We start from the raw sequence: 19,956 nt of genomic DNA on the forward strand, positions 1-19,956 counted from the left end.
TCGCGCGGCGTCATCGGCCAGGCCACGGGGTGCGTCATGCAACAGCAGCACTGAGACAGGAGGCATTCAATCGGCTGTGGCAACTGTCCCAGCTGCCGAAAGGCAGTCGTGCGGTGAGGCTCATGAAGAGTCCTTGACGGTGTGTGGATGACGAGCCAGGCAGCGTGAGCCGGTCAAGGGTCGGACGCCTGGGCCGGCCGGGCGCGTGTCGGTGGGCACCTCACGGCGTCCTGGCGCCGCGTCCGAGGGCTGATCCCGGGGTCCGGGTTGAGGTCACAGCAATCGGTCGACCAGATCGTCGATGTAGTCCGGGGTGAGCGGGACCATGCCGAACAGGACGCGGATGTACATCGGGGCCAGGATGTGGTCCAGTACGTCGAACGCGTTGAGTGCGTGCTCGCCGCGGTCGCGGGCGCGATCGAGCATGGCCTGCAGTTGCCGGGCGCGTTCGGCGCGGAGGTCGGCGCCGGCCTGCAGGCCCTGCTGACCGCTGCTCGACAGGGCGACGGCAAGGTGCAGCACCGCCGGTCCGTCGGGTCCGGTGATCTCACGGGCCACTTGGGCCGCGTACGTGCGCAGGTCGCCGGCCAGGCTCCCGGTGTCGGGCATCGGCGACTGCGCGTTGAGGCGGGTGAGTACCACGTCGGTGAGCAGGGTTTCCAGGTTGCCCCACCGGCGGTAGATGCTGCTGTCGGCTACGCCTGCGCGGGCTGCGACCTCGCCGACGGTGAAGTTGCCGTAGCCGCGCTCGCTGATCAGGTCGGTGACGGCCTGGTGTACTTGCGCGCCGACGCGGGCGCTGCGCCCGCCGGGCCGCCGGGCTCGCTGTTTCTCGTTCACACCCCCACATTAACGCAGTCAGGACTTGCGTTTACGACGCAAGCCCTCTTACAGTCACCTAACGCAGTCGCTGACTGCTTTAGCGCGCCTGGTGTATCGCCACCTGCGTCGGCCGTGACCGGGCGCAACCAACGATTGAGGGGGACCCATGGCTGCATCGCATGCGACCGTAGGCAGTCGATCAAGCCGGACCGTGCTGCTCACGGTGACCTGCCTGGGCCAGTTCATGGTCCTGCTCGACAACACGATTGTTGGCGCGGCGCTGCCCGATATGCAGCACCGGCTGCACACTCAGTTGACCGGTCTGCAGTGGATCGTCGACGCGTACGTACTGCTGGTTGCCATGCTGCTGCTGTCCGGCGGTGTCTTCGCCGACCGGTTCGGCCGCAAGCGGGTGTACCTGACCGGCGTGGCGGTGTTCACCGCCGCGTCGCTGCTGTGCAGCCTCGCGCCCTCGCTCGGCTGGCTGGTCGCCGGCCGGGTGCTGCAGGGCATAGGGGCCGCGGCGCTGAGCCCTGCCTCGCTCGCCCTGCTCGCCGCCGCCTGTCCCGTGCCGCAAGAACGAATCAAGGCGATCGGGATGTGGGCCGGATTCAGCGGAATCGGTCTGGCCGCAGGCCCCGTGGCCGGCGGCGTGCTGACAGAAGCCTTCGGCTGGCCCGCCATCTTCCTGGTCAATCTGCCCATCGGCGTGGTCCTGCTGCTGGTCGGCCTGCGCCACCTCGGCGAGTCCCGTAATCCGGGCGCCCCCGCGATCGACATCCCGGGCACGGTGCTGTCCGTTCTGGCGGTGGGGGCACTGACCTACGGGCTGATCGAGGGCGGTGCCCGCGGCTGGACCTCACCGGTCATCCTGGGCAGCTTCGCCGCCGCAGCGCTGTTCCTCGCCGCCTTCGTCACCGTCGAAGCGCGTCGCTCCGCACCGATGCTGCCGTTGCGGCTGTTTGGGCAGCGCCTGTTCACCGTGTCCAACACCGCCATGGTCGTGGTGGGGTTCGCGCTCATGGGTTCGTCGTTCTTCTTCTCCCAGTTCTTCGTGTACGTCCAGGGCAGCTCGATCCTGCGCGCCGGCCTGCAGACCCTGCCGGTATCCCTCGCCATGGTGATCGTCAGCCCGTACGCGGGCCGGCTCGCCGCCCGCTACGGCTTCCGCATCGTGGTCACCACCGGCCTGGTCCTGGCCGGTCTGGGACTGCTGGCACTTGGCATGGTGCACGCCGACACCGGCTACGGGAACGTATGGTGGCGGCTGGGACTCGCCGGCATCGGCTTCGCCCTGGCCATGTCCCCACTGACGGGCGCCGCCATCCAAGCAGTCAGTCCGCACGAAGGCGGCCTCGCATCAGGCATCAGCAGCACCACCCGGCAGATCGGCGCGGTGCTCGGCGTGGCGGTACTCGGAGCCATCGTCCGCTCCCGGCAATCCGGCGGCGCCTCCTTCGAGACCGGTCTCAACAGCGCCTTCCTCGCCGCCGGCACCGTCACTTTGGCCACCGCCGTGTTCACCGGCCTGTGGCTGGCGAGGTCCAAGCCCGCGGAAGGCCCCGCGGCGCCGCATCGTTCCACCGATCCAGATGCGGCCACCACCTCGAACGAGGCGTCCGCGAACAGCCGTTGACAACAACAACCCCCTTGGCCGGGAGGCGTCCCGCACCTCTCCCGCCCGGCCCCGAGAACACCTGAAGCCCCACCGGGCCAGGGTGATACGGCCCTGGCAGGCGACGCCCCGCCAGGGCCGTGTGCTACGCCATGCCCAGCCGCGGCGGCCTTGGCCGCCAGCGGGGCGGGCAGCAGCGCGGGCTGGTGCCGCGGCTGACGAAGCTGCCGTGGATCCCAGCGAACAGCAGTGGCTGGGAATCCTGCAGGTCGCGCGGGTGGAGCCGGTCCGCAACCGGGTGATGCCGGCTCTGGCCTACGATTCCGCGCTGCGGCGAGAGGAGCTGTGCAGGCCAGGCAGCCCTGGACCGGCTACTCGACCGCCGCGCCGACACACCCACTCCGGCCGGCCCGACACCACGCGAACTGGACATGCCAGCGACAGCCCGCCTTCTGCCGCTCGTCGACGTCCAACAAGGGCGCGACAGGCTCCGCACCGCGCTGATATCGGAGTGCGCACAGGCCCGAGAGGGTGTCACAGTCACTGCCGTGACCTTGATGAACGTGCTCGTCGACTTCGCCCGAACCGGCCGGATCGGGCCCCTGAACTGCGGAATGTCCCTGGCCGAGGCTGAGGACCTTCTCGGCCCGGGGCGCCCGCATCCTGCCCACATCATGAAGGGGCCCGATATCGACGGCTACCCCTACTCCTGGAACGGGCTGCAGCTTGTGGTCACGCAGCGCGCCGTCAGCGGAATCTGGATCAACCTCTGGCCCGGTTCGACGGCCAAACTCCCGCCACTCGTCCTGCCTGATTCCGAGTCATTCGAGGCCACCGTGCTCCGCGAGGAACTGATCACTGCCCTCGACAGAGCAGGCTGCCACCACGAGGTCAACCCTGTCCTGACCTTCGGCGAGCAGTCGAGCATCATCACCCAGCCGGCCGAGGTCTGCGCTGTCTTCAGCCTGCCTGGCCGGGACCACCACGTTCCGCACCGCGATCGGCACTACCTCGACGTGATGCACAAGCACACGGCTTGACATCGCTGATTCCACATAATGATGCGCTTGACGTGGCCCTCGACGACGCCGGAGTTCCACAGCAGCGTGAGGCCGGCGGTGACAGTGGCGAGATCCCGCTCGAGGCCGTTGACGAAGGTGTGGAGGCTGGGCAGCTCGTCGGCGCAGACCGCCTTGATCCACTGCGGGAGTTGGTCGCCCTGGAGCTGAGTGAGCATCTTTCCGAACGCGGGGACGTGCCCGGTGAGGGCCTCCAGTTCGGGGCAGCCGGCGAGGACGGTTTTGAGCTTCAGGCGCTCGCTCTCCGGCAGGGTGCCGGGGTGAGTCAGGATCCAGCCGGTGACCGTGCGCGGGGACGGCGGACGGGCTGTTGGCGCAGTCGAGGCTGTGCGATACGGCTGGAGGTAGGCGGGGACGGTTCCGTAGCCGCCGGTGTAGCCGCGTGTCTTGATCTCTTCCCAACCCATTGCTCATTCAGGTACGCCTTGAAGTCGTCGAGCTTGGTCCTGCGGTTCGGCCACTGCCCCTGGAACAGCTCTTCCGGCCCCGCAGCGTCCGCCAGCTGCTGGACGGTTCGGTAAGTCATGCCGAGTTGACGCTGGATTGAGCGTCGGCTGTGGCCGGCGGCCAGCAGTGCGTGTACGGCGGCGTGCTTGGCGCGGGTCCAGTTGGCGGACCGGTGTCCGGTGGCCCATGGCGAATCAAGCCACGGGGAAGGCGCTGGCTCTCGAACCGGCGGCTCGGCGGAGATCGCGCGAAGGCGGGCGCGGTGGCGGGAGACGCACCGCTCGGCCGCTTCACCGAGGTTGCGTCACAGTGGGAAGCGGTCGGCGACCTGCACAGCCCCTCGATCGTCCGAATGTTCGGCTGACGCCTCACACGCGCCGGAATCGAAATACCTGAGGTTGAAGATCCTGCGGCTCCTTCTTGGGGAGCCGCAGGATGCGTAAAAGTTACCGCCTCATCTGCGGCCCGCTGTAGTGCTAGGGCACGCTGATGACAGACCAATACTGGTCCGCGTAGGGGCCGTAGGGATATATGTTGATGGGTTCGACGTCGGTTCGGGCTCCGGGTACGGACATGGACCAGCCTTGCACGGTAGCCAGTTCTCCGCTGTTGTAGTCGTAGTGCCAGAGCTGTGTGTTCGTATTTCCGTTTGCCGCGTTCACGCCGCAGTACTGGAGCGTAATCTCAGCGGTGCTCCCGGGCACGTAGGTCGCGCACAGGGTGTTGTTCTGCTGAGGCTGAAAGTAGAACCAGCCGGAGTGGCTGCTAGAGGGTTCCTCATACCAATACTGGTCCGGGAAGAGACTGTCGTATTCGCACGTGTACTGGTTGATCGGCGCTCCAGCGTAGATCTTGTCACCAGGCACGGACATGCAGAAGTTGGAGTTGTTGTTCTCGACTATGAAGCGCCCACCGGTGGACGCGGAAGCGGTGGCCGTACTTATGCAGGGCGCAATGAACGTCAGGAGAACGACCACAAGGGCGTACCGCTTGCGGCTTCTCAGCCATGCAGCGAGTGTTGATGACATACGAATCCCTTAAGAGAGAGGACCGTCGGATAGATCGACGTCAGACTGTTGGCCCTGTCGGCGACTGGCTCACCCCTGAAGGAGTACGACATACCAACTCTGATCCGGGTAGTCGCCATACGGGTATATATTGATCGGCGCGACCCCCTTGTTGGCTCCCGGGACAGACATGGACCAGCCCTGGAAGGTAGACATTTCAAGGGTGGTTCGGTTGAAATTCCAGAGTTGCGTGTTCGTGTTTCCGTCCGCCGCGTTCAGGCCGCACCACTGAAGTGAAAGCTGAGCAGTGCTATTGGGCGTGTACGTCACACACAGGGTGCTGTCCTGGCGAGGCAGAGTGTAGTACCAGCCAGGATGACTGTCCGACTGCACCGTAAACCAATACTGGTCCGGGTACCATCCGCATGTGTATTGGTTGACCAGCGCCCCTTCATAGATGTTGTCGCCAGGCACTGACATGCAGAGGCGGGAGTTGGCGTTCTCAAGCGCGAAATAGGACCCGGGGGTGGCGGAAGCGGTGGCCGTGGCTGCGCAGAGCGCAACAGAAGCCAGGAAGCTCACCACAAGGGCGTACCACCTGCGGTTTCTCGCCCGCGGAGCAAGTGCCATCGACATACTCATTCCTTCAGAGAGAGGGGATTGTTGTAGCCGGGCCGCCTTTCACGACGACCGTCGCACCCCAGGCGGCCAGTCGCTTCTTCGTGATCCGCACCGGCCGCCCCCGGCCACAGATCATCAGCGCTGTGACCTGGGCGTACATCCCATCATGGGCGTGGTCCTCGCCGCGCCCGGCTTGTGGAGCGCTACCGCACGGCCGTCGCCGCCTATCAGGACCAGCTCGCCGGGAAGCGCCGGCGCCGCGGGGACACCAAGCGCCGCCAGAACCTCAAAGCCGTGTCCTGACCCGGCCATCTGCTCGACATGACGGCGCTGCGCCCACGGTGCGGCGCCGTTCGCGTGTGAAACAGGACGTACACCGTTCCCCTCCAGGGGAAAGCCGCATTTCAGCGGCGCACGGCACTGACGGGCGGTAGCACCCGGCAAACCGGCCCCTTCGGCGGCACCGCCACCACCGCGGCCTCAGCCAAGGCACTCGGACGCGTCGACATCAGCGCCGACATGTCACCGGCGTATACCCGACTGGCAGCCTGTCGCGGCGAAACCCTCCCGGAGACCGCCCGACGCCGCGCCACCACCCGCCCGCTGAGCGACACCAACCTCATGCGACAGCACGACCAGAGCCTGAGTGGAACACGATCACCGGATATTACGGAGTGTTGCTGCACTGCCGCGCTTGGCCACTGTCGAGCGTCCAGATGTTGCCGCCGTTGGAGAAGTCGTGGCTCCATCCAATGCCCTCGCACCAGTGGGACTGGTCGTAGACGATGTCCACCACCGGGGCCGCGGCGTAGTAGATGTCCTGCTTGTTGTTCTGGTCGATCGGGACGAAGGCGCTGTCCGCCCATCCGCCGTTTGTGGATACGTCGAAGGTGGTGTTGTAACCGACCGTCTTCCCGGTGACGGTGTTCTCGATGTACACCTCTGCGTGGGCGACCGCCCTGGCGTTGGCGCCGCTGGTGAGGTGCAGCTCAGCGTAGGCCGAGCGGCAGGAGGAGAAGTAGCCCAGATACAGGTACCCTATGCCGCTGCCGTCCGGGGCCTTGAGGTCCAGGGCTGGTGTCACGCCCACCGGATTCACGCAGCTCGCGGCCTGCGCAGTGCCCGAGAGCCCGACGTTGAGCGTCGCCGATCCCACGATCAACGCCGACGCGACGGCGACTCGTTGGATGATGCTTTTCCTCTTCACGTGCGTCCCCCTCAGCTCAATGGCTTGACGGCGTGTCAGGGCCACTCGCGCCAAACTTGCGCCGCAGGCCAGGGGTTGAGCCCCCGTCACCACAGTCAGCAGGAATGGCTCGACCAGCTCTCCCACCCACCGCCCGTCGGATCGCAACGTACCAACGACTGACGGTATTGCAGGGTGCATTTCTGCACTGTGAAGCGATCGTTCCGGTGCCGGATCGCACAGCGAGCGACAGCGAGGCGGGTGCTGCGCCGCTGGGACCGGCACGGAAACGGTGTCGGGCTCTTCACCGGCGAGGCGTGCGCTCTGGCCGAAGTCGCCCGGCACGTGCCAGGAAGCTGGGCGAACCTCCTGGGCGACGACGACGTCCCCCACGAGCCGCCCGCCGACGACCGCACGGCCGTGGACGTCTACCACGGCCCCGATCGCGGCAACCGCCCGGACGAGGGCGGACCGCACCCATGGCCGGCACCACCCCCACGCCCACGGAGGAATCTCGCCCCGTGACTCCGGCACCCACCGGTGAGCCCGCCACACCCGCCGTCCCCACGGACGCCCGGCAGGGTTCTCATCTGCGCCCGCTGTGGCCCGAGTGGCAGGGCGCCGGCGCGGACGTGGTCGCCGAACTCGCCCCTGAGTTCCCGCTCGACGTCGCCCGCCGCGCTTACACCGTCGGCACGGCGTCCTGCAAGCCGTACTACCACCACACGACGGCCCCGTCGCCACCGTCCCGGTCCCGCTGGACGACCCCGCGGAGCCGGTCCGCGACGGCATCGAATCCAAGACGGTGCTCACCCGGCAGCTCGCCGATGAAGATCATCGGCGAGCACGATCCGTCCCGCATCACCACCCTCGGCGGCACCTGCACCGTCAGCGTCGCCCCCTTCACCTCCCTCGCCGCCCGCTACGAAGACGACCTCGCCGTCGTATGGATCGACTCCCATCCCGACAGCGACACCGGCGGCACCAGCTACAACGGCTACCGCGCCATGGCCGTCTCCATGATCACAGGCCATGGCGACCCCGAGATGTCGCAGCTCCTCCCCGCCACCGTCCCGCCCTCCCGCACCGCCCTCGTGGTCGTCACCGGCTTCAGGGCCACCCGCGCCCGCAAGCTCACCCCCGCCGAGAAGGACGCCAACCGCACCTTCGCCGCCGGACGCGCTCCGGTCGAGCACGGATTCGCCCACCTGAAGAACTGGCGGATCCTCACCAAGCTCCGCACCGAACCCACCCGCGCCACCCATCTCCTGTGCGCCCTACTGGTGCTGACGACCCTCGAAGCCACTACCGACAATTGATCTCTACCGCAGGTAGCCAACGACCAGCACAGCACCGCGGAACAGCGTCACCGGGCCGGGATCGGCTGGGTGAGGTTCACCGGGTTGCCGTCGGGGTCCTGGATGTGGGCGACGCGCTGTCCCCACGGCATGTCGTTGGGGCCGCCGCGGACCGAGCCGCCCAGCGCCTCCACCCGGCCGAGTGTCTCGGCGACGTCGTCGACACCGATGCTGAGCAGGATCCGCGGCGCTGCGCCGGTCTCCGGGTTCGCCTTGGCCACCAGCCCGAGGTCTGTGTCGCCGATACGCAAGCCGAGGTAGAAGGCCGGGCCTTCCTCCGGCACCCGGAAGATCTCCTCGGCTCCGAACAGTTTCGTATAGAAGCCGAGCAGGACGTCGTGGTTGGCAGTCAGGATCACTGGCTGGATGGCGGACATGGGACTCCTGTCGAGAACGGTCGTATCGCTGGATAGACCGTTCGAGGACGGTGAACTCATCGGTAAAACCGCCCCGTCAGACGATCCACAACGCAGACTGTCGCCCACGACCGGCACGAGCACCCGGGAACGAAGACACGCCACCTCCCTGACCAGCTACTTCAAGATGGCAGCCCTGTTTGAGGAGCAGCGTCGCGGGGGTGTGTCGGATGTCGTGAAACCGGACACCGCGAAGCCGGACTCAAGTGGCCGCAACACGGTCGGGGTCTCGCCCCGCAGAGCAGCCCCGATCCGGTCCGTCCGCCGCTTCAAGCACCAACCGAGTGAGGCGACGAGCGGCCCCGGGCGACTTCAAGGCCCTGGTCGCAGTTCCGTGAATGATCTCGTGAGGTGAAGCGGTGGATCATGTGCCGCGCGTGCACCACTGGGGCAGATCATGCGGGTGTCTGTGGATCTACGCGTCCCAGCACGTCGGCGAGAGAAATCCCGGTTCGTGCTGCTGTGATTCGGCGCGCTCGCAACTGTGCGACATCCCGCGAGTTCACCTGAGCCCCGCTGAGTCCCTGCGCCCGTGGCCAGGGGGTTGTTCCTCCTTCGGGTGCTTTGCGGACTTGTGACGTAACTTCGGGATTCTTGAAGCGTTCTCACCTCGTCCGACCGATCCACAGTCGGGCCGAAGGTGAGGGGGCTTGGGTTGGCGGCGCTGGCAGTCGTACGGGACCTGCGCGAGCACTGGGCGCCCGCGTCGGCGGAGGAACTGAAGCAGTTCGAGACCGACGCGCTATCCGGGTTCGTCCTCGCACGCGCCTCGGCAGGACTGGCTGACGGCACGATCCGCGGGGATGTCGGGCATCTGGACCAGATCAGGTCCTGGCTCAGGCGACCGCTGTGGGACATGGAGCCGGCCGACGCCGACGCGTACTTCGGGAAGGTGCTGCGTGGCTCGCCGAGCGGCACCCGGCTGGCCCGATCACAGGCGCTGACCACGTACTTCATGTTCCTGGAGCTGCGGCACAAGGTCGAGCTGCACAGGATGACCGGCCGGGTCATCGAGTGCCCGATCGACGAGATGAACCGGCCGCGCGGCTCGAAGGACGCCCAGCTGCGGATCCCGCCGAGTGAGCCAGAGGTCGGAACGCTCTTCGCCGGCTGGGGTGGTGAGCTGGCCACGTGCCGAAAGTTCGCTCCTACCGCGCGGAACTACACCGCCTCGAAGCTGCTGTCCCAGGTCGCCCTGCGGGTGAGCGAGGCATGCGCGCTCGACCTGGACGACATCAAGTGGGACCTGGGCCGCTTCGGCAAGCTCCACGTCCGCCACGGCAAGGGCGCCCGCGGATCGGGCCCGCGTGAGCGCATGGTGCCGCTGATCAACGGCGCCGACCGGACCCTTCGGTGGTTCATCGAGGACGTCTGGGGCCAGTTTGACGACGACCACACCCGCCCCGGCGCCCCCCTGTTTCCCTCCGAGCGGAAGAACGCCGACGGCTCCTCGCGTCGGGTTGGCGACGACGCCCTGCGAGGTGGACTCAAGGACGCGGCCAAAGCGCACCTGCCCGCTTGGGGCGAGAAGCTGACCCCACATGTCCTGCGGCATTTCTGCGCGTCCCAACTCTACGGAAACGGGCTGGACTTGCTCGCGATCCAGGAGGTTTTGGGGCATTCATGGATCGCCACGACGATGCGATACATCCACGTTCAGCAGACCCGGGTCGAGGATGCCTGGGTCGCCGGGATGGAACGGGCTGCGAAGCGGCTGGAAGGACTGATCCGATGAGGTGGAACCTGCGGCTGACCGCCGCGAACAAAGGGGTCTGGAAGGCTTCTGAGCTCCAGCGGAGCCTGGCCGAGCACGGGTTGGTGATCTCGGCGGGGAAGATGTCCGGTCTGTGGTCCGGGCAGCCCGTCTCGCTCAAGTTGGAGGACCTGGACGTCATCTGTGTAGTCCTCGGCTGTGAGATCGGCGACCTGCTCATCCCCGAGCCGGAGAAGGTCAGCCGCCCGGGGCAGGCGGAGACGGAACGAGCGGCGGTCGGTGCAGGGACCGCCGCACCGGCGGTGATCCCCAAGCGCCGGGACGGCCGGTCGCTGCCACCGGAGTGAACTGGTGGCACGCTTCCCGAAGGGCTACGTCAAGCCCACCAGCTCCTGCCCAGGTTGCCTGGCCTGGGGCGACTTCCGCGGTCGGCTCTGTCACACGTGCTACATGTTCGGCCGCATCCACGAACGGCCGTCTGCATCGGCTGCCAGCGAGTCCAGCCGCTGAAGTGGGAGTACTGCCGTCTGTGCTGGTGCCAGGCCCGGCTCAACGCCAGGACCGCCACCGGCATGCCGACCGTCAGCGGCGAGGTGATGACCCCGTGGCTCCAGGCCGTCCGCCATCACCAGCTCTTCTTCGTGGGACTGCATTACCGCAGGGGATCGGCTCTCACCGTCCTGCACCACGTCAAGGCGCGAGAAGCATCCCGCAGGCCGCCGCCCGTGTCGCGCTCACGGCCGAGAACCGGTTGGAGGCAACTGCCACTGTTCGAGCAGGTTCCGCGTGACTACGGTCGGCTCGACCCGGCCGCCGCCGACCTGGCCAGTCCCTGGCTGGCCTGGGCGAAGCACCTCGCCCACCAACTCGCCGAAGCCCGGGGCTGGGGACGCGGCATCCGCTTCGCTGTCAACCGCGGCCTGGCCATCGTGCTCACCGGATACACCGAGGGCGACATCATCCGCCACAACGAGATATTCGCCCCGCTCCGTGCCCTCGACCTGCGGGTTGGCCACGTCATCACGGTCCTTGAGGAGATGGGAATCTTCCTGGATGACGAGGAACCCTTCTTCGAGCGATGGCTCGCTGAGCGACTGGAAGGCATTGCCCCCGGCATCGCTGCGGAAGCCGAACGCTGGACCCGAGTTCTGCGCGACGGCGGCCCCCCCCCGCAGCCTGCCCCGGCAGCAAGCCACGGTCCGGCTCTACCTCAACCGGGCCCGCCCAGCGCTGTTGGCGTGGTCGAACCGCTACGACCATCTGCGGGAGGTGACCCGCGAAGACGTGCTGGCCCATGCCAAGACACTGCACGGCCGCCACCGCATGGACGAGCTGGTCGCCCTGCGCTCACTGTTCGCCTGGGCCAAGCGGTCCGGCCTGATCTTTCGCAACCCGGCCAGCCGTATCAAGGTCGGCCAGATCGAGTACAGCGTGCTCCAACCGCTCGCACCCGACAAGATCGACCGCTCCGTCGCCGCGGCCACCACCCCTGCCGCCCGGCTTGTCCTCGCTCTCGCGGCGGTGCACGCGGCCCGGGTCGCCCAGATCGCCACTCTCATGCTCGGAGATGTCGACATCGGGAACCGCCGCCTGACCATCGCCGGCCGTGTCCGGCCCGTCGACGATCTCACCCTGAAACTACTGCTGGCCTGGCTGGAATACCGGCGCGAGCGCTGGCCAAACACGGCCAACCTCCACCTGCTGATCAACAACCAGACCGCTACGGGCACTGGTCGCGCCAGTGACCGCTGGATCCGTGGGCCCCTGCGCGGCCAGGAGGCGACTTTGGAACGGCTCCGCGTCGATCGACAACTCGAAGAGGCCATGGCCCAGGGCCCTGGCCCCCTCCACCTTGCTGAGGTGTTCGGGCTTCACGAGAAGACGGCCATGCGCTACGCGGAGTCCGCACGAACTCTGCTGGAGCAGGCTGCCGAGACCGACCCCTGATGGGGATTCTTGGCAACGACTGGTGTTGCCCTCGCCTCACTTGATCCAGTTCTCAACGACTGGGGAGGGCTGGCAGGTATCACGCCGGCGACAAGCCGGTGCCGCGAGGCTGATCAGGTGCAGCCCGTGCTCGCGGCCCTGCTCAAGGCTGTACGAGAATCTTCCGGGCCTACTTTCGCCTCTTCCGCGGGAATGGCCGGCCGTGCCGCGTAGCGGCTGCGCATCGCGTCGCTGGCTGCGGGGCCCGCGGTGAAGACGTAGGCGGCGCTGTCGTCGAGTCGGCGGCCGGTTTTGGCGTCGACGACCACGGGCTCGACTTCCTCGCCGCTGTGCGCGTCGACGAGGATCATGCTGCGCTCCGTCGGCGTGAGGCGGGAGTTGCCCCATGCGGCCAGGGCGACGATCACCGGGCGTAGGGAGCGCCCGAGTTCGGTCAGGACGTACTCGTGCCGGACAGGGCTGGTCTGGTAGGGCCGACGCTCCAGCAGACCGTCCGCGACCAGGGTCTTCAGCCGTGTGGTGAGCATGCTGGAGGAGATGCCCAGGCTCTCCTGGAACTGGTCGAAGCGGGTGTAGCCGTCGAAGGCGTCGTGGAGGATCAGCAGTGTCCACCACTCGCCGACGTGTTCCACCGTCGTGGACAGCGGGCACTCCCGGTCCTCCAGCCTGATCCGGCTTGCCAAGGCGACCATCCCCTCAATTACTGCTAAAGTCGAAGTTAGTAGCTTCTATTTTAGCAGTAGAGACGGGGCGGCGCCTTGAATACCCGCACCCGGGAACGGAGCACACCGTGACCACATCCATCAGCGAATCCCTCGAAGGCCGACGCGCTCTGGTCACCGGCGGTACCAAGGGCACCGGAGCCGCGATCGCCCGACGCCTGGCCCAGGCCGGTGCGACCGTGCTGGTCACCGCCCGCAGCCGCCCCGACGACGTCGAGGAGAAGACGTTCATCACCGCCGACCTCTCCACCGCCCAGGGCGCCGCCCACGTCGCCTCCGAGGTGGACGCCCGCATGGGAGGCGTCGACATCCTGGTCAACACCCTCGGCGGCTCCGAGGCACCGGCAGGAGGATTCGCCGCGCTCGGCGAGGACGACTGGGCAAGGGAGCTGAACACGAACTTGCTGGCCGCCGTCCGCCTGGACCGCGCACTCCTCCCGCACATGATCGCCACGGGCAAGGGCGCGGTCGTGCACGTCACCTCGATCCAGCGCCGCATGCCGCTGTGGAACGGCACCCTGGCCTACGCCGCCGCCAAGGCCGCCCTGACCACCTACAGCAAGGGCCTGGCCAACCAGGTCGCCCCGCACGGCGTCCGCGTCAACACCGTCTCGCCCGGCTTCGTCCAGACCTCGGCCGCGGACAACCTCGTCACCCGGATCGCCGACGACGCCGGCATCAGCCAGGAAGCGGCGCTGGGCCGGCTCATGGACTCCCTGGGAGGCATCCCGCTCGGCCGTCCCAACCGGCCCGAGGAGGTCGCCGAGCTCGTCGCCTTCCTCGTCTCCGACCGCGCCTCCGCCATCGTCGGCGCCGAACACGTCATCGACGGCGGCACCACCCCCACCGTCTGAACCCGCCACCACCATCAGGAACGTCATGCACGACAACCAGCCCCGGACCATCACCCCGGACGACCTGCCCGAGGTGGTCACCCGCTACCTCACAGCGCACCGCGCCCACGACACCGCCACCGCGCTCACGACGTTCACCGACGACGCCACAGTGACCGACGACGGCAACACCCACCAGGGCAGCGCCGCGATCGAACGGTGGCTGGACCGATCCGCCACCGAATTCACCTACACCATCCACCTCACGAACGCCCAGCAGACCGACACGGCCCACTACATCGCCACACACCACCTCGAAGGCAACTTCCCCGGCGGCACCATCGATCTCCGCTATCGGTTCACGCTGCGCGGCGACCTCATCGAACACCTCGCCATCGAACCCTGAGCCCGCTCCCACACCACCTATTCCCGGCCAGGGGAGAGGCCCCACCCACTCCAGACCGCCCCGTCCCAGCCCTCGTACCCATCCAGCCACCCGACCAAGAGCCAGCCCTCAAGTTCGGCATCCACCCGCAGATCAGCACTTGCACGCCTGAGGAATCAAGGCGAGCAACTCCGGGGCCATCCTCAGCACAGGGTGAGGAGATTCAAAGGTCTCCATCGCCCCGCGAGTTGACCCCGAACCGACGGGGCCATCCCCCAGAATTCGGGCACTGCACCCTCGGGTTCGCGCTGAAGAACCTTCAGTTTCCACGAACTCGCGGGCGTCTGCGGCCGTGGGGACCAACGGAACAGCCAGTATCGGTGAGATTGATCTTGGTCGCGTAGCAGGTCAAGCGCACGGCCGTGGTCATGTGTCCGTGCGCTGTGCGGCGGCTTCGGTGAGGGTGCGGTACAGGGTGGGCAGGCTGGGGTTCTTGCCCTTGTGCTTGCCCCGGGTAATGACGGTCTTCTGCTGGATCTCCTTCATGGGGGTGCCCTTGGCGCGCAGGGTGAGGGCGTACTCGATCTGGTCGGCGTCGAGGGAGGGCGGTCGACCGCCGGTGCGGCCGCGTTTGCGGGCGGATTCCTGGCCTTCCAGGGTCTTCTCCCGGGTGTAGGTGCGCTCGGCGCCGGACAGGGCGGCGAGGACGCCGAAGAGGATGGCGCCCTGGCCGTGCCGGTCGCCGGGGTCGTACAGGCCGGTGATGGGGCCGCTCAGGAACTCCAGGGCGATGCCGGCCTTGCGCAGGTCCTCGACGGTCACGAGGAGATCGGTGCCGCGGCCGAGACGGCGGAACTCGTGGACGGTCAGGATGACCTGGACTTCTGGATGCAGCCGTTTGAAGCGGCGGGCCATCGCGACGGCCTTCTCGTACTCGGGCCAGACCTTGACACGGGTGGAGACCTTCTCGTGGAACACCTCGAAGCAGACCGGCTCCAGCGCGTCGAGCTGGGACTGGAGTTCCTGGGTGGCCGTCGAGCAGCGCGCGTAGCCGATGCGGACCGCTGTGATGCCTGCCGCGAGCGGCGCGGGCTCGGTGGGCTCGACCCCGTCGGGTTCGGGGCCAAGCACCCAGCGTTTGCCAGGGCCTCGGTCGGGTGGGGTGAGGACGTGGAGTTCCTCGGCGACGCGGGGCGCGAGCTGGAGGCGGCGGGTGTGATACTTCGCCGCGGTCTTCCCCGCGCCGGTGCGGCACGCCGACCCGGCCGGGACCTCACAGGTCGGCACGCGTGGCGCTCGATAGCGGCGGGGGCGTCGAACTCCTCGTCAGTCATGCTCGAAAGCTACCGGTGGGAAGAGGTTTCAAGAAAGCATTTCAAGAACCCAATTGAGAACCTGGAGGCCGCATAAACCGGACACTGTCCGGGGTTGTGGCGGCGGCTTCTCATTTGGCCATTTGTGAGAACGGGCACGGTGCGGCGGAGCGGGATCAGTCGGTGTCGAGGCCGTTGATCAGGCGGTTGAGGAACCGGGTGAAGGTGGCTTCGGGCGTGAGGGGGCGTCCGGGGGCGGCGAGGGCTTCGGCGAGTTCCGGGTGACGGCCGTCCGCGGCGACAGCCGCGAGGTAGCGGGCTTCGGCTGCGGCTCGGTCGGGGGACTGCGAGGCGGCGGTCCGCGCAATCTCATGGGCGACGTGCCCGGCCACGAATGCGGTGAGTTGGGCGAAGACCTCCAGCTTCGCCGCACCGTCCAGCTTGGTGGGCCGCAGGACGGCGAGCGCGCGTTCCAGGAAGGCCAGGGTGTTGGGGCCGGGGATGCGGCGGGCGGCCAGAGCGGCGGGCAGCCAGGGGTGTCGCAGCATGTGGGTGCGCTGGAGGTGAGCGATGGCCTTCAGGCCGGCGCGCCAGTCGCCGGTGGGGGTGTTCGTGGTCGGCAGTTCGCCGCTGACGTGGTCGACCATCAGTTCCAGCAGCGTCTCCTTGTCGGGGGCGTAGCTGTAGAGCGACATGACGCCGGCTCCGACCTGTGCGGCGACTTTCCGCATGGTGACTGCTTCGAGCCCCTCCGCATCCGCCAGGGCGACAGCTGCCGCCGTGATCGCCTCTCGGCTGTAGGCGGGCTTGCGGCCCCTGCGGGGCCGGGCCGAGCTCAGCCAGAGCTGCTCAGGGTCGACGCCTGGGGCGTCGGCCCCTGCTTCACGGGGCATGGTCCGCGCTCCCTCCCTTGATCGAGGCGGCCCTTGCGGGCCTCATTCAAGCATCCCCTATTCTCGTACATCGTACGGATATCGAGGAGGGGAACGATGGCATCACGCACGCACGGTCCTGCGCCTAGGCCGACCTGGGCACCGCCTTCCGGTAAGCCGCCACTGGCCTCACGGATGATGAGGGCGACCTGGCGCGGCCTGCCGGCCAAACGGCACGATGTCGGGTGGGAGCCGGGGCTGCTGGTTCCGGCCGCCGACGGCAGCCCGCTGATCACGGACCACTACTTCCCGCGCGCCGAGGGCGACTTCCCCACCCTCTTGGTGCGCTCGCCGTACGGCAGGGGCCTGCCGTGGTCTCCCATGTACGGCGTGCTCTTCGCCGAACAGGGCTTTCACGTGGTGCTGCAGAGCTGTCGCGGCACTGGTGGCTCCGGCGGTGAGTTCGATCTGTGGCGCAACGAGGTCGCTGACGGCCAGGCCACGGTGTCCTGGCTGCGCGAGCAGAGCTGGTTCAACGGAACACTGGGGACCGTCGGCCCCAGTTACCTGGGCTACGTGCAGTGGGCTCTCGCCGTGGACCCGCCGCCGGAGCTGAAGGCGATGGTGGTGCAGGTGGGGCTGCACGATCCTCACGCCCTGTTCCACGCACAGGGTGCACTCCGCCTGGAGAACGCCCTCGCCGTCGGCGTCGGCATGACGTATCAGCACCAGGGGATGGCAGCGTTTCTGAGGGCGACGCTGCGTCTGCAGCGGCGCCTGCGTGATGTCATCACCGCGGAGCCGCTGCGCGGGGCGTACGTGTCCGCCCTCGGGGGCGATGTGCCCTGGCTGGACGACGTGATGTCGTACCCGGATGCCAAGGACGCGTACTGGCAAGGTGCGTCGTTGGCAGCGGTGGCGGAGCGGCTGAATGTGCCGACCAGTTTGATCACCGGATGGCACGATGCGCTGGGCGACCAGACTTTGGAGCAGTACCGCCGACTACGTGAGGCCGGCTGCGAGACCGCCTTGCTCGTCGGCCCCTGGACCCACACGTCCGCGCTGCAGCAGGGGTGGCCCGAGGTGTTCGCCGAGAGCCTCGCCTGGCTGCGCGCGCACCTGTACGCCGATCCCTCCGGCCTCCGTCCCACCAGGGTGCGCGTGCACGTCGGCGGCGAAGACGATTGGCGGGACATCGACGACTGGCCGCTGGCCACGGCCGTCAGCCCGTGGTTTCCCACCGCGCAGGGGCACCTCACCCAGCAGGCTCCCACGGAGTCCGCACCACTGACGTCGTTCCGCTACGACCCGGGCGACCCCACCCCCTCTCTTGGCGGTCCGCTGCTCTCCCGTACGGCCGGTCCTCGCGACAACAGAACTCTGGAGATTCGGGACGACGTACTGACGTTCACCGGCCCCCCGCTGACCGAGCCCGTGGACATCCTCGGCCCGGTCTCCGCGCGGTTGAGCATCTCCACGGACACCGGCCACGCCGACGTCTTCACCCGCCTGTGCGACGTGGACACACAAGGCCGCTCCGTTAACATCTGCGACGGGCTGGGCCGGCTTCGGACAGCCGAACAGGCGCCCTCGCACATCACCGTGCCGATGAGTTCCACCGCCCACCGCTTCGCCGTCGGTCACCGCATACGCTGGCAGATCAGCGGAGGCGCACATCCGCGCTACGCCCGCAATCCCGGCACCGGGGAGTCGCCGGTGGACGCCACCACCTTCACACCGGTGCGCATCACGCTCCATGCGGACTCAGCGCTGATGCTTGCGACGCTTGCCCGCAGTTCCGGGCTCAGCCCCACGGGGAACAGCTGACGAGCCGGACCCGACGGGCTCACTGATCGGCACCGTCTTCGTCGTCCAGGCCGACCGTGTCCGGGTCGCGCAGCGGGCGCAGGGACCCGGCGGCCGGGGTGGAGGCGGTGAAGCTGTAGCGGCCCAGCACGTTGAGATTCCTGTGCTTGAGCGGGGACAGCCGGGCCACGTCTTCGTCGCGGATCTCGTGGCCCTCAGCACGGAGCTGGGCGACCGCGGCGTCGATGTACCGCGTCGTCCAGAGGACCACGGCGTTCAAGACGAGACCCAACGAGCCCAACTGATCTTCCATCCCGTCCCGGTACGCCTGGTGGATGGTGCCCTTCTTGCCGTGGCAGATGTCGCGGGCGAGATTGTGACGGGACTCCTGGACGGTGAGCTGCTTGTACATCTGACGCCGGTAGGTGTCGTCCACGCCGAGGTCTCGCCCAGCAAGGCCAAGAACGGCTTGACGGTGTTGTAGCGCAGCGCCAGGGCGTTGCGCATGGCGATCTCCGCCGAGTCGTCATCCTCCGGGACCAGGCTCACCACCGTGGCCGCCGCACTGGACAGCACGGCCCGTGGCACGATCTCCTCCAGCGCCCGCCACAACGCGGCCCGATCTGGATCGCAGCCGGTCTCCTCCAGCAGCTCCAGATCCTCGATGACCACCTTCGAGAGCCTGGCCGTGATCCTGGCAGCCTTCTCCAGCTGCGGCAGCGTGGACAGGCGTTCCTTGTCCGTGGCCCGCTTCGAGGTGCTGATCAGCCTTGTCGCCATCAGGATCTCGAACAGGTCCAGCGCGTCGTCGATCGCCTTGGCCTCCAGGTGCCGCATCACCGCGGTGAGCATCGCCGTGCGCGTCGGCTCCGAGGTCCGCTCCAGCTTCGCCGCCTTCGTGCCCAGCCCGTACCGGGCCAAAGAGGCCAGCCGGTTCGGCGGGACCTTGTTCAGCTTCACCCGCCCCAGCCGGTACGCGGCAATCTCATCCACCCGTTGGAGCGCGTTCCTCATCGCGGTGCCCGAGGTCCGCGTCGGCGGCTGGCGCAGCTGCTCCAGGTACGAGTACCTCTTGCCCTCCGGCGTCTTCAGCAGCGCCACCAAGTCCCCCGCCAACGACAGGTCCGCCCGCCGGGCGGCCTTCGCGACCGTGGTGTGCAGCCGCCTCTCCGCGATACGGCGGACCTCCGCCACCTCCCGCGCCAGCACCGACACACCCGGCAGCAGCACCCGGTTCCGGCGCAGCCAGCCCACCGCGTGGTCGAACAGAGCCTTCGGCCCCTCCGCATGCGCCGTCCACGCCCGCCCATGCAGGAACGCCCGGAACTTCCGGCCCATCTCATGGTCCTCGTACGCATGGTAGCCGTACGCGTCACGTATCTCCCACGCGTGGTCGTACACCGTCTGCCGCCGCTCCGTGTACCGCTTCACGCACGACGCGTCCTCGATGCCCAGCTGTTCGGCCAGATGCTCGACCACCGACCACGGCACATCCAAGGGGTCCTCGCCCAGGAACAGCCCCACATACCGCACCGTGCACATCTGTAGCGCGAACCCGAGTTGGTGGTGCTTCGTACGCCGCAGCGCGATCAGGTCCCGGTCCACGTCGTCCAGGAAGAAGAACCGCTCCAATTCGGGCCGTGTCGGCTCCTCGGAGAACCTTCCGTACGCCTCGGCCTGCTCATCGGTCAGAAATTCGACTGGCATGCGGCGGACGTAACCACCCAGCACGAGCGAGCGCGGATCTTTCGGTGAACCCCCAGCGGAGGCGGGTGGCCTGTGCTAGTGGATCAACCTTCGGGGTCCATGATCA

General features: G+C 67.8%; 20 protein-coding genes and 2 pseudogenes. 10 read left to right on the plus strand and 12 right to left on the minus strand.

All coding sequences use genetic code 11. The features are described from left to right. Window positions 1-273 precede the first annotated feature (273 nt). Entirely contained in the window at window positions 274-840 is a 567-nt protein-coding gene (locus A6P39_RS41150) for a TetR/AcrR family transcriptional regulator (RefSeq protein WP_067045667.1), read from the minus strand. Window positions 841-988: 148 nt separating this feature from the next. Here A6P39_RS41150 and A6P39_RS41155 point away from each other — a divergent pair, with 148 nt between their 5' ends. Then, complete coding sequence (locus A6P39_RS41155) at window positions 989-2,458, plus strand: MFS transporter (protein ID WP_067045665.1); 1,470 nt, start codon at window positions 989-991, stop codon at window positions 2,456-2,458. A gap of 527 nt (window positions 2,459-2,985) precedes the next feature. Next, window positions 2,986-3,477 carry a hypothetical protein gene (locus A6P39_RS41160; RefSeq protein ID WP_067045750.1) on the plus strand — a complete coding sequence of 164 codons (492 nt, stop codon included), beginning with the start codon at window positions 2,986-2,988 and terminating at the stop codon, window positions 3,475-3,477. On the opposite strand, the gene A6P39_RS41165 is transcribed toward A6P39_RS41160, so the two are convergent. From A6P39_RS41165 to A6P39_RS41180, 4 genes are all read right to left on the minus strand, one after another. Next, window positions 3,444-3,923 (minus strand): ISL3 family transposase, encoded by a 480-nt coding sequence (locus A6P39_RS41165; protein WP_067045663.1) that lies wholly within the window; start codon window positions 3,921-3,923, stop codon window positions 3,444-3,446. The genes A6P39_RS41160 and A6P39_RS41165 overlap by 34 nt on opposite strands. A gap of 516 nt (window positions 3,924-4,439) precedes the next feature. Continuing rightward, window positions 4,440-4,991 carry an RICIN domain-containing protein gene (locus A6P39_RS41170; RefSeq protein WP_107304343.1) on the minus strand — a complete coding sequence of 184 codons (552 nt, stop codon included), beginning with the start codon at window positions 4,989-4,991 and terminating at the stop codon, window positions 4,440-4,442. A gap of 69 nt (window positions 4,992-5,060) precedes the next feature. After that, complete coding sequence (locus A6P39_RS41175) at window positions 5,061-5,606, minus strand: RICIN domain-containing protein (protein ID WP_159396043.1); 546 nt, start codon at window positions 5,604-5,606, stop codon at window positions 5,061-5,063. A 652-nt stretch (window positions 5,607-6,258) separates the two neighbouring features. Beyond that, entirely contained in the window at window positions 6,259-6,798 is a 540-nt protein-coding gene (locus A6P39_RS41180; protein ID WP_159396042.1) for a hypothetical protein, read from the minus strand. 189 nt (window positions 6,799-6,987) lie between these two features. Between A6P39_RS41180 and A6P39_RS41185 the strand changes: the two genes are divergently transcribed. Next, the gene (locus tag A6P39_RS41185) at window positions 6,988-7,302 is read left to right on the plus strand and encodes a hypothetical protein (RefSeq protein WP_275883962.1); all 315 of its coding nucleotides are present in this window, start codon (window positions 6,988-6,990) and stop codon (window positions 7,300-7,302) included. Beyond that, window positions 7,299-8,096 (plus strand): transposase family protein, encoded by a 798-nt coding sequence (locus tag A6P39_RS45695; protein ID WP_067045656.1) that lies wholly within the window; start codon window positions 7,299-7,301, stop codon window positions 8,094-8,096. Before A6P39_RS41185 ends, A6P39_RS45695 begins: the two co-directional genes overlap by 4 nt. Window positions 8,097-8,143: 47 nt before the next feature. On the opposite strand, the gene A6P39_RS41200 is transcribed toward A6P39_RS45695, so the two are convergent. Beyond that, window positions 8,144-8,512, minus strand: coding sequence for a VOC family protein (locus A6P39_RS41200; protein ID WP_067045654.1), 369 nt, complete (start codon window positions 8,510-8,512; stop codon window positions 8,144-8,146). A gap of 219 nt (window positions 8,513-8,731) precedes the next feature. Then, window positions 8,732-8,824 (minus strand): annotated as a pseudogene (locus A6P39_RS41205) (diadenosine tetraphosphate hydrolase); the annotation flags it as partial. Between the two features lie 382 nt (window positions 8,825-9,206). On the opposite strand from A6P39_RS41205, the gene A6P39_RS41210 reads away from it, so the two are divergent. Then, entirely contained in the window at window positions 9,207-10,286 is a 1,080-nt protein-coding gene (locus A6P39_RS41210) for a tyrosine-type recombinase/integrase (protein ID WP_067045652.1), read from the plus strand. After that, a complete protein-coding gene (locus A6P39_RS41215; RefSeq protein ID WP_067045650.1) occupies window positions 10,283-10,612 on the plus strand; it encodes a helix-turn-helix domain-containing protein in 330 nt (109 codons plus the stop codon). The genes A6P39_RS41210 and A6P39_RS41215 overlap by 4 nt, the downstream gene beginning before the upstream one ends. Before the next feature lie 387 nt (window positions 10,613-10,999). On the opposite strand, the gene A6P39_RS41220 is transcribed toward A6P39_RS41215, so the two are convergent. Then, window positions 11,000-11,461, minus strand: coding sequence for a hypothetical protein (locus tag A6P39_RS41220; protein ID WP_234378892.1), 462 nt, complete (start codon window positions 11,459-11,461; stop codon window positions 11,000-11,002). A 73-nt stretch (window positions 11,462-11,534) separates the two neighbouring features. Between A6P39_RS41220 and A6P39_RS41225 the strand changes: the two genes are divergently transcribed. Then, the gene (locus tag A6P39_RS41225; protein ID WP_234378891.1) at window positions 11,535-12,212 is read left to right on the plus strand and encodes a hypothetical protein; all 678 of its coding nucleotides are present in this window, start codon (window positions 11,535-11,537) and stop codon (window positions 12,210-12,212) included. Window positions 12,213-12,325: 113 nt separating this feature from the next. Here the strand turns inward: A6P39_RS41225 and A6P39_RS41230 are convergent, their stop codons facing one another. Then, window positions 12,326-12,904 (minus strand): winged helix-turn-helix transcriptional regulator, encoded by a 579-nt coding sequence (locus A6P39_RS41230; protein ID WP_234378890.1) that lies wholly within the window; start codon window positions 12,902-12,904, stop codon window positions 12,326-12,328. Between the two features lie 98 nt (window positions 12,905-13,002). On the opposite strand from A6P39_RS41230, the gene A6P39_RS41235 reads away from it, so the two are divergent. Together A6P39_RS41235 and A6P39_RS41240 are read left to right on the plus strand one after the other, a co-directional pair. Beyond that, window positions 13,003-13,788: an SDR family oxidoreductase gene (locus A6P39_RS41235; RefSeq protein ID WP_067045648.1), complete on the plus strand. Its 786-nt coding sequence runs from the start codon at window positions 13,003-13,005 to the stop codon at window positions 13,786-13,788. 25 nt (window positions 13,789-13,813) lie between these two features. After that, entirely contained in the window at window positions 13,814-14,173 is a 360-nt protein-coding gene (locus A6P39_RS41240) for a nuclear transport factor 2 family protein (RefSeq protein ID WP_067045646.1), read from the plus strand. 405 nt (window positions 14,174-14,578) lie between these two features. Here the strand turns inward: A6P39_RS41240 and A6P39_RS41245 are convergent, their stop codons facing one another. Further along, window positions 14,579-15,439 (minus strand): recombinase family protein, encoded by an 861-nt coding sequence (locus tag A6P39_RS41245; protein ID WP_234378889.1) that lies wholly within the window; start codon window positions 15,437-15,439, stop codon window positions 14,579-14,581. 202 nt (window positions 15,440-15,641) lie between these two features. Next, window positions 15,642-16,358 (minus strand): TetR/AcrR family transcriptional regulator, encoded by a 717-nt coding sequence (locus A6P39_RS41250; RefSeq protein WP_067045644.1) that lies wholly within the window; start codon window positions 16,356-16,358, stop codon window positions 15,642-15,644. A 177-nt stretch (window positions 16,359-16,535) separates the two neighbouring features. Here A6P39_RS41250 and A6P39_RS41255 point away from each other — a divergent pair, with 177 nt between their 5' ends. After that, window positions 16,536-18,164 (plus strand): CocE/NonD family hydrolase, encoded by a 1,629-nt coding sequence (locus A6P39_RS41255; protein WP_067045642.1) that lies wholly within the window; start codon window positions 16,536-16,538, stop codon window positions 18,162-18,164. Between the two features lie 19 nt (window positions 18,165-18,183). Here the strand turns inward: A6P39_RS41255 and A6P39_RS45700 are convergent. Further along, window positions 18,184-19,850: pseudogene (locus A6P39_RS45700) on the minus strand (DUF4158 domain-containing protein). Window positions 19,851-19,956: the final 106 nt, after the last annotated feature.

It is taken from the genome of Streptomyces sp. FXJ1.172 (assembly GCF_001636945.3).
Classification (GTDB): domain Bacteria; phylum Actinomycetota; class Actinomycetes; order Streptomycetales; family Streptomycetaceae; genus Streptomyces.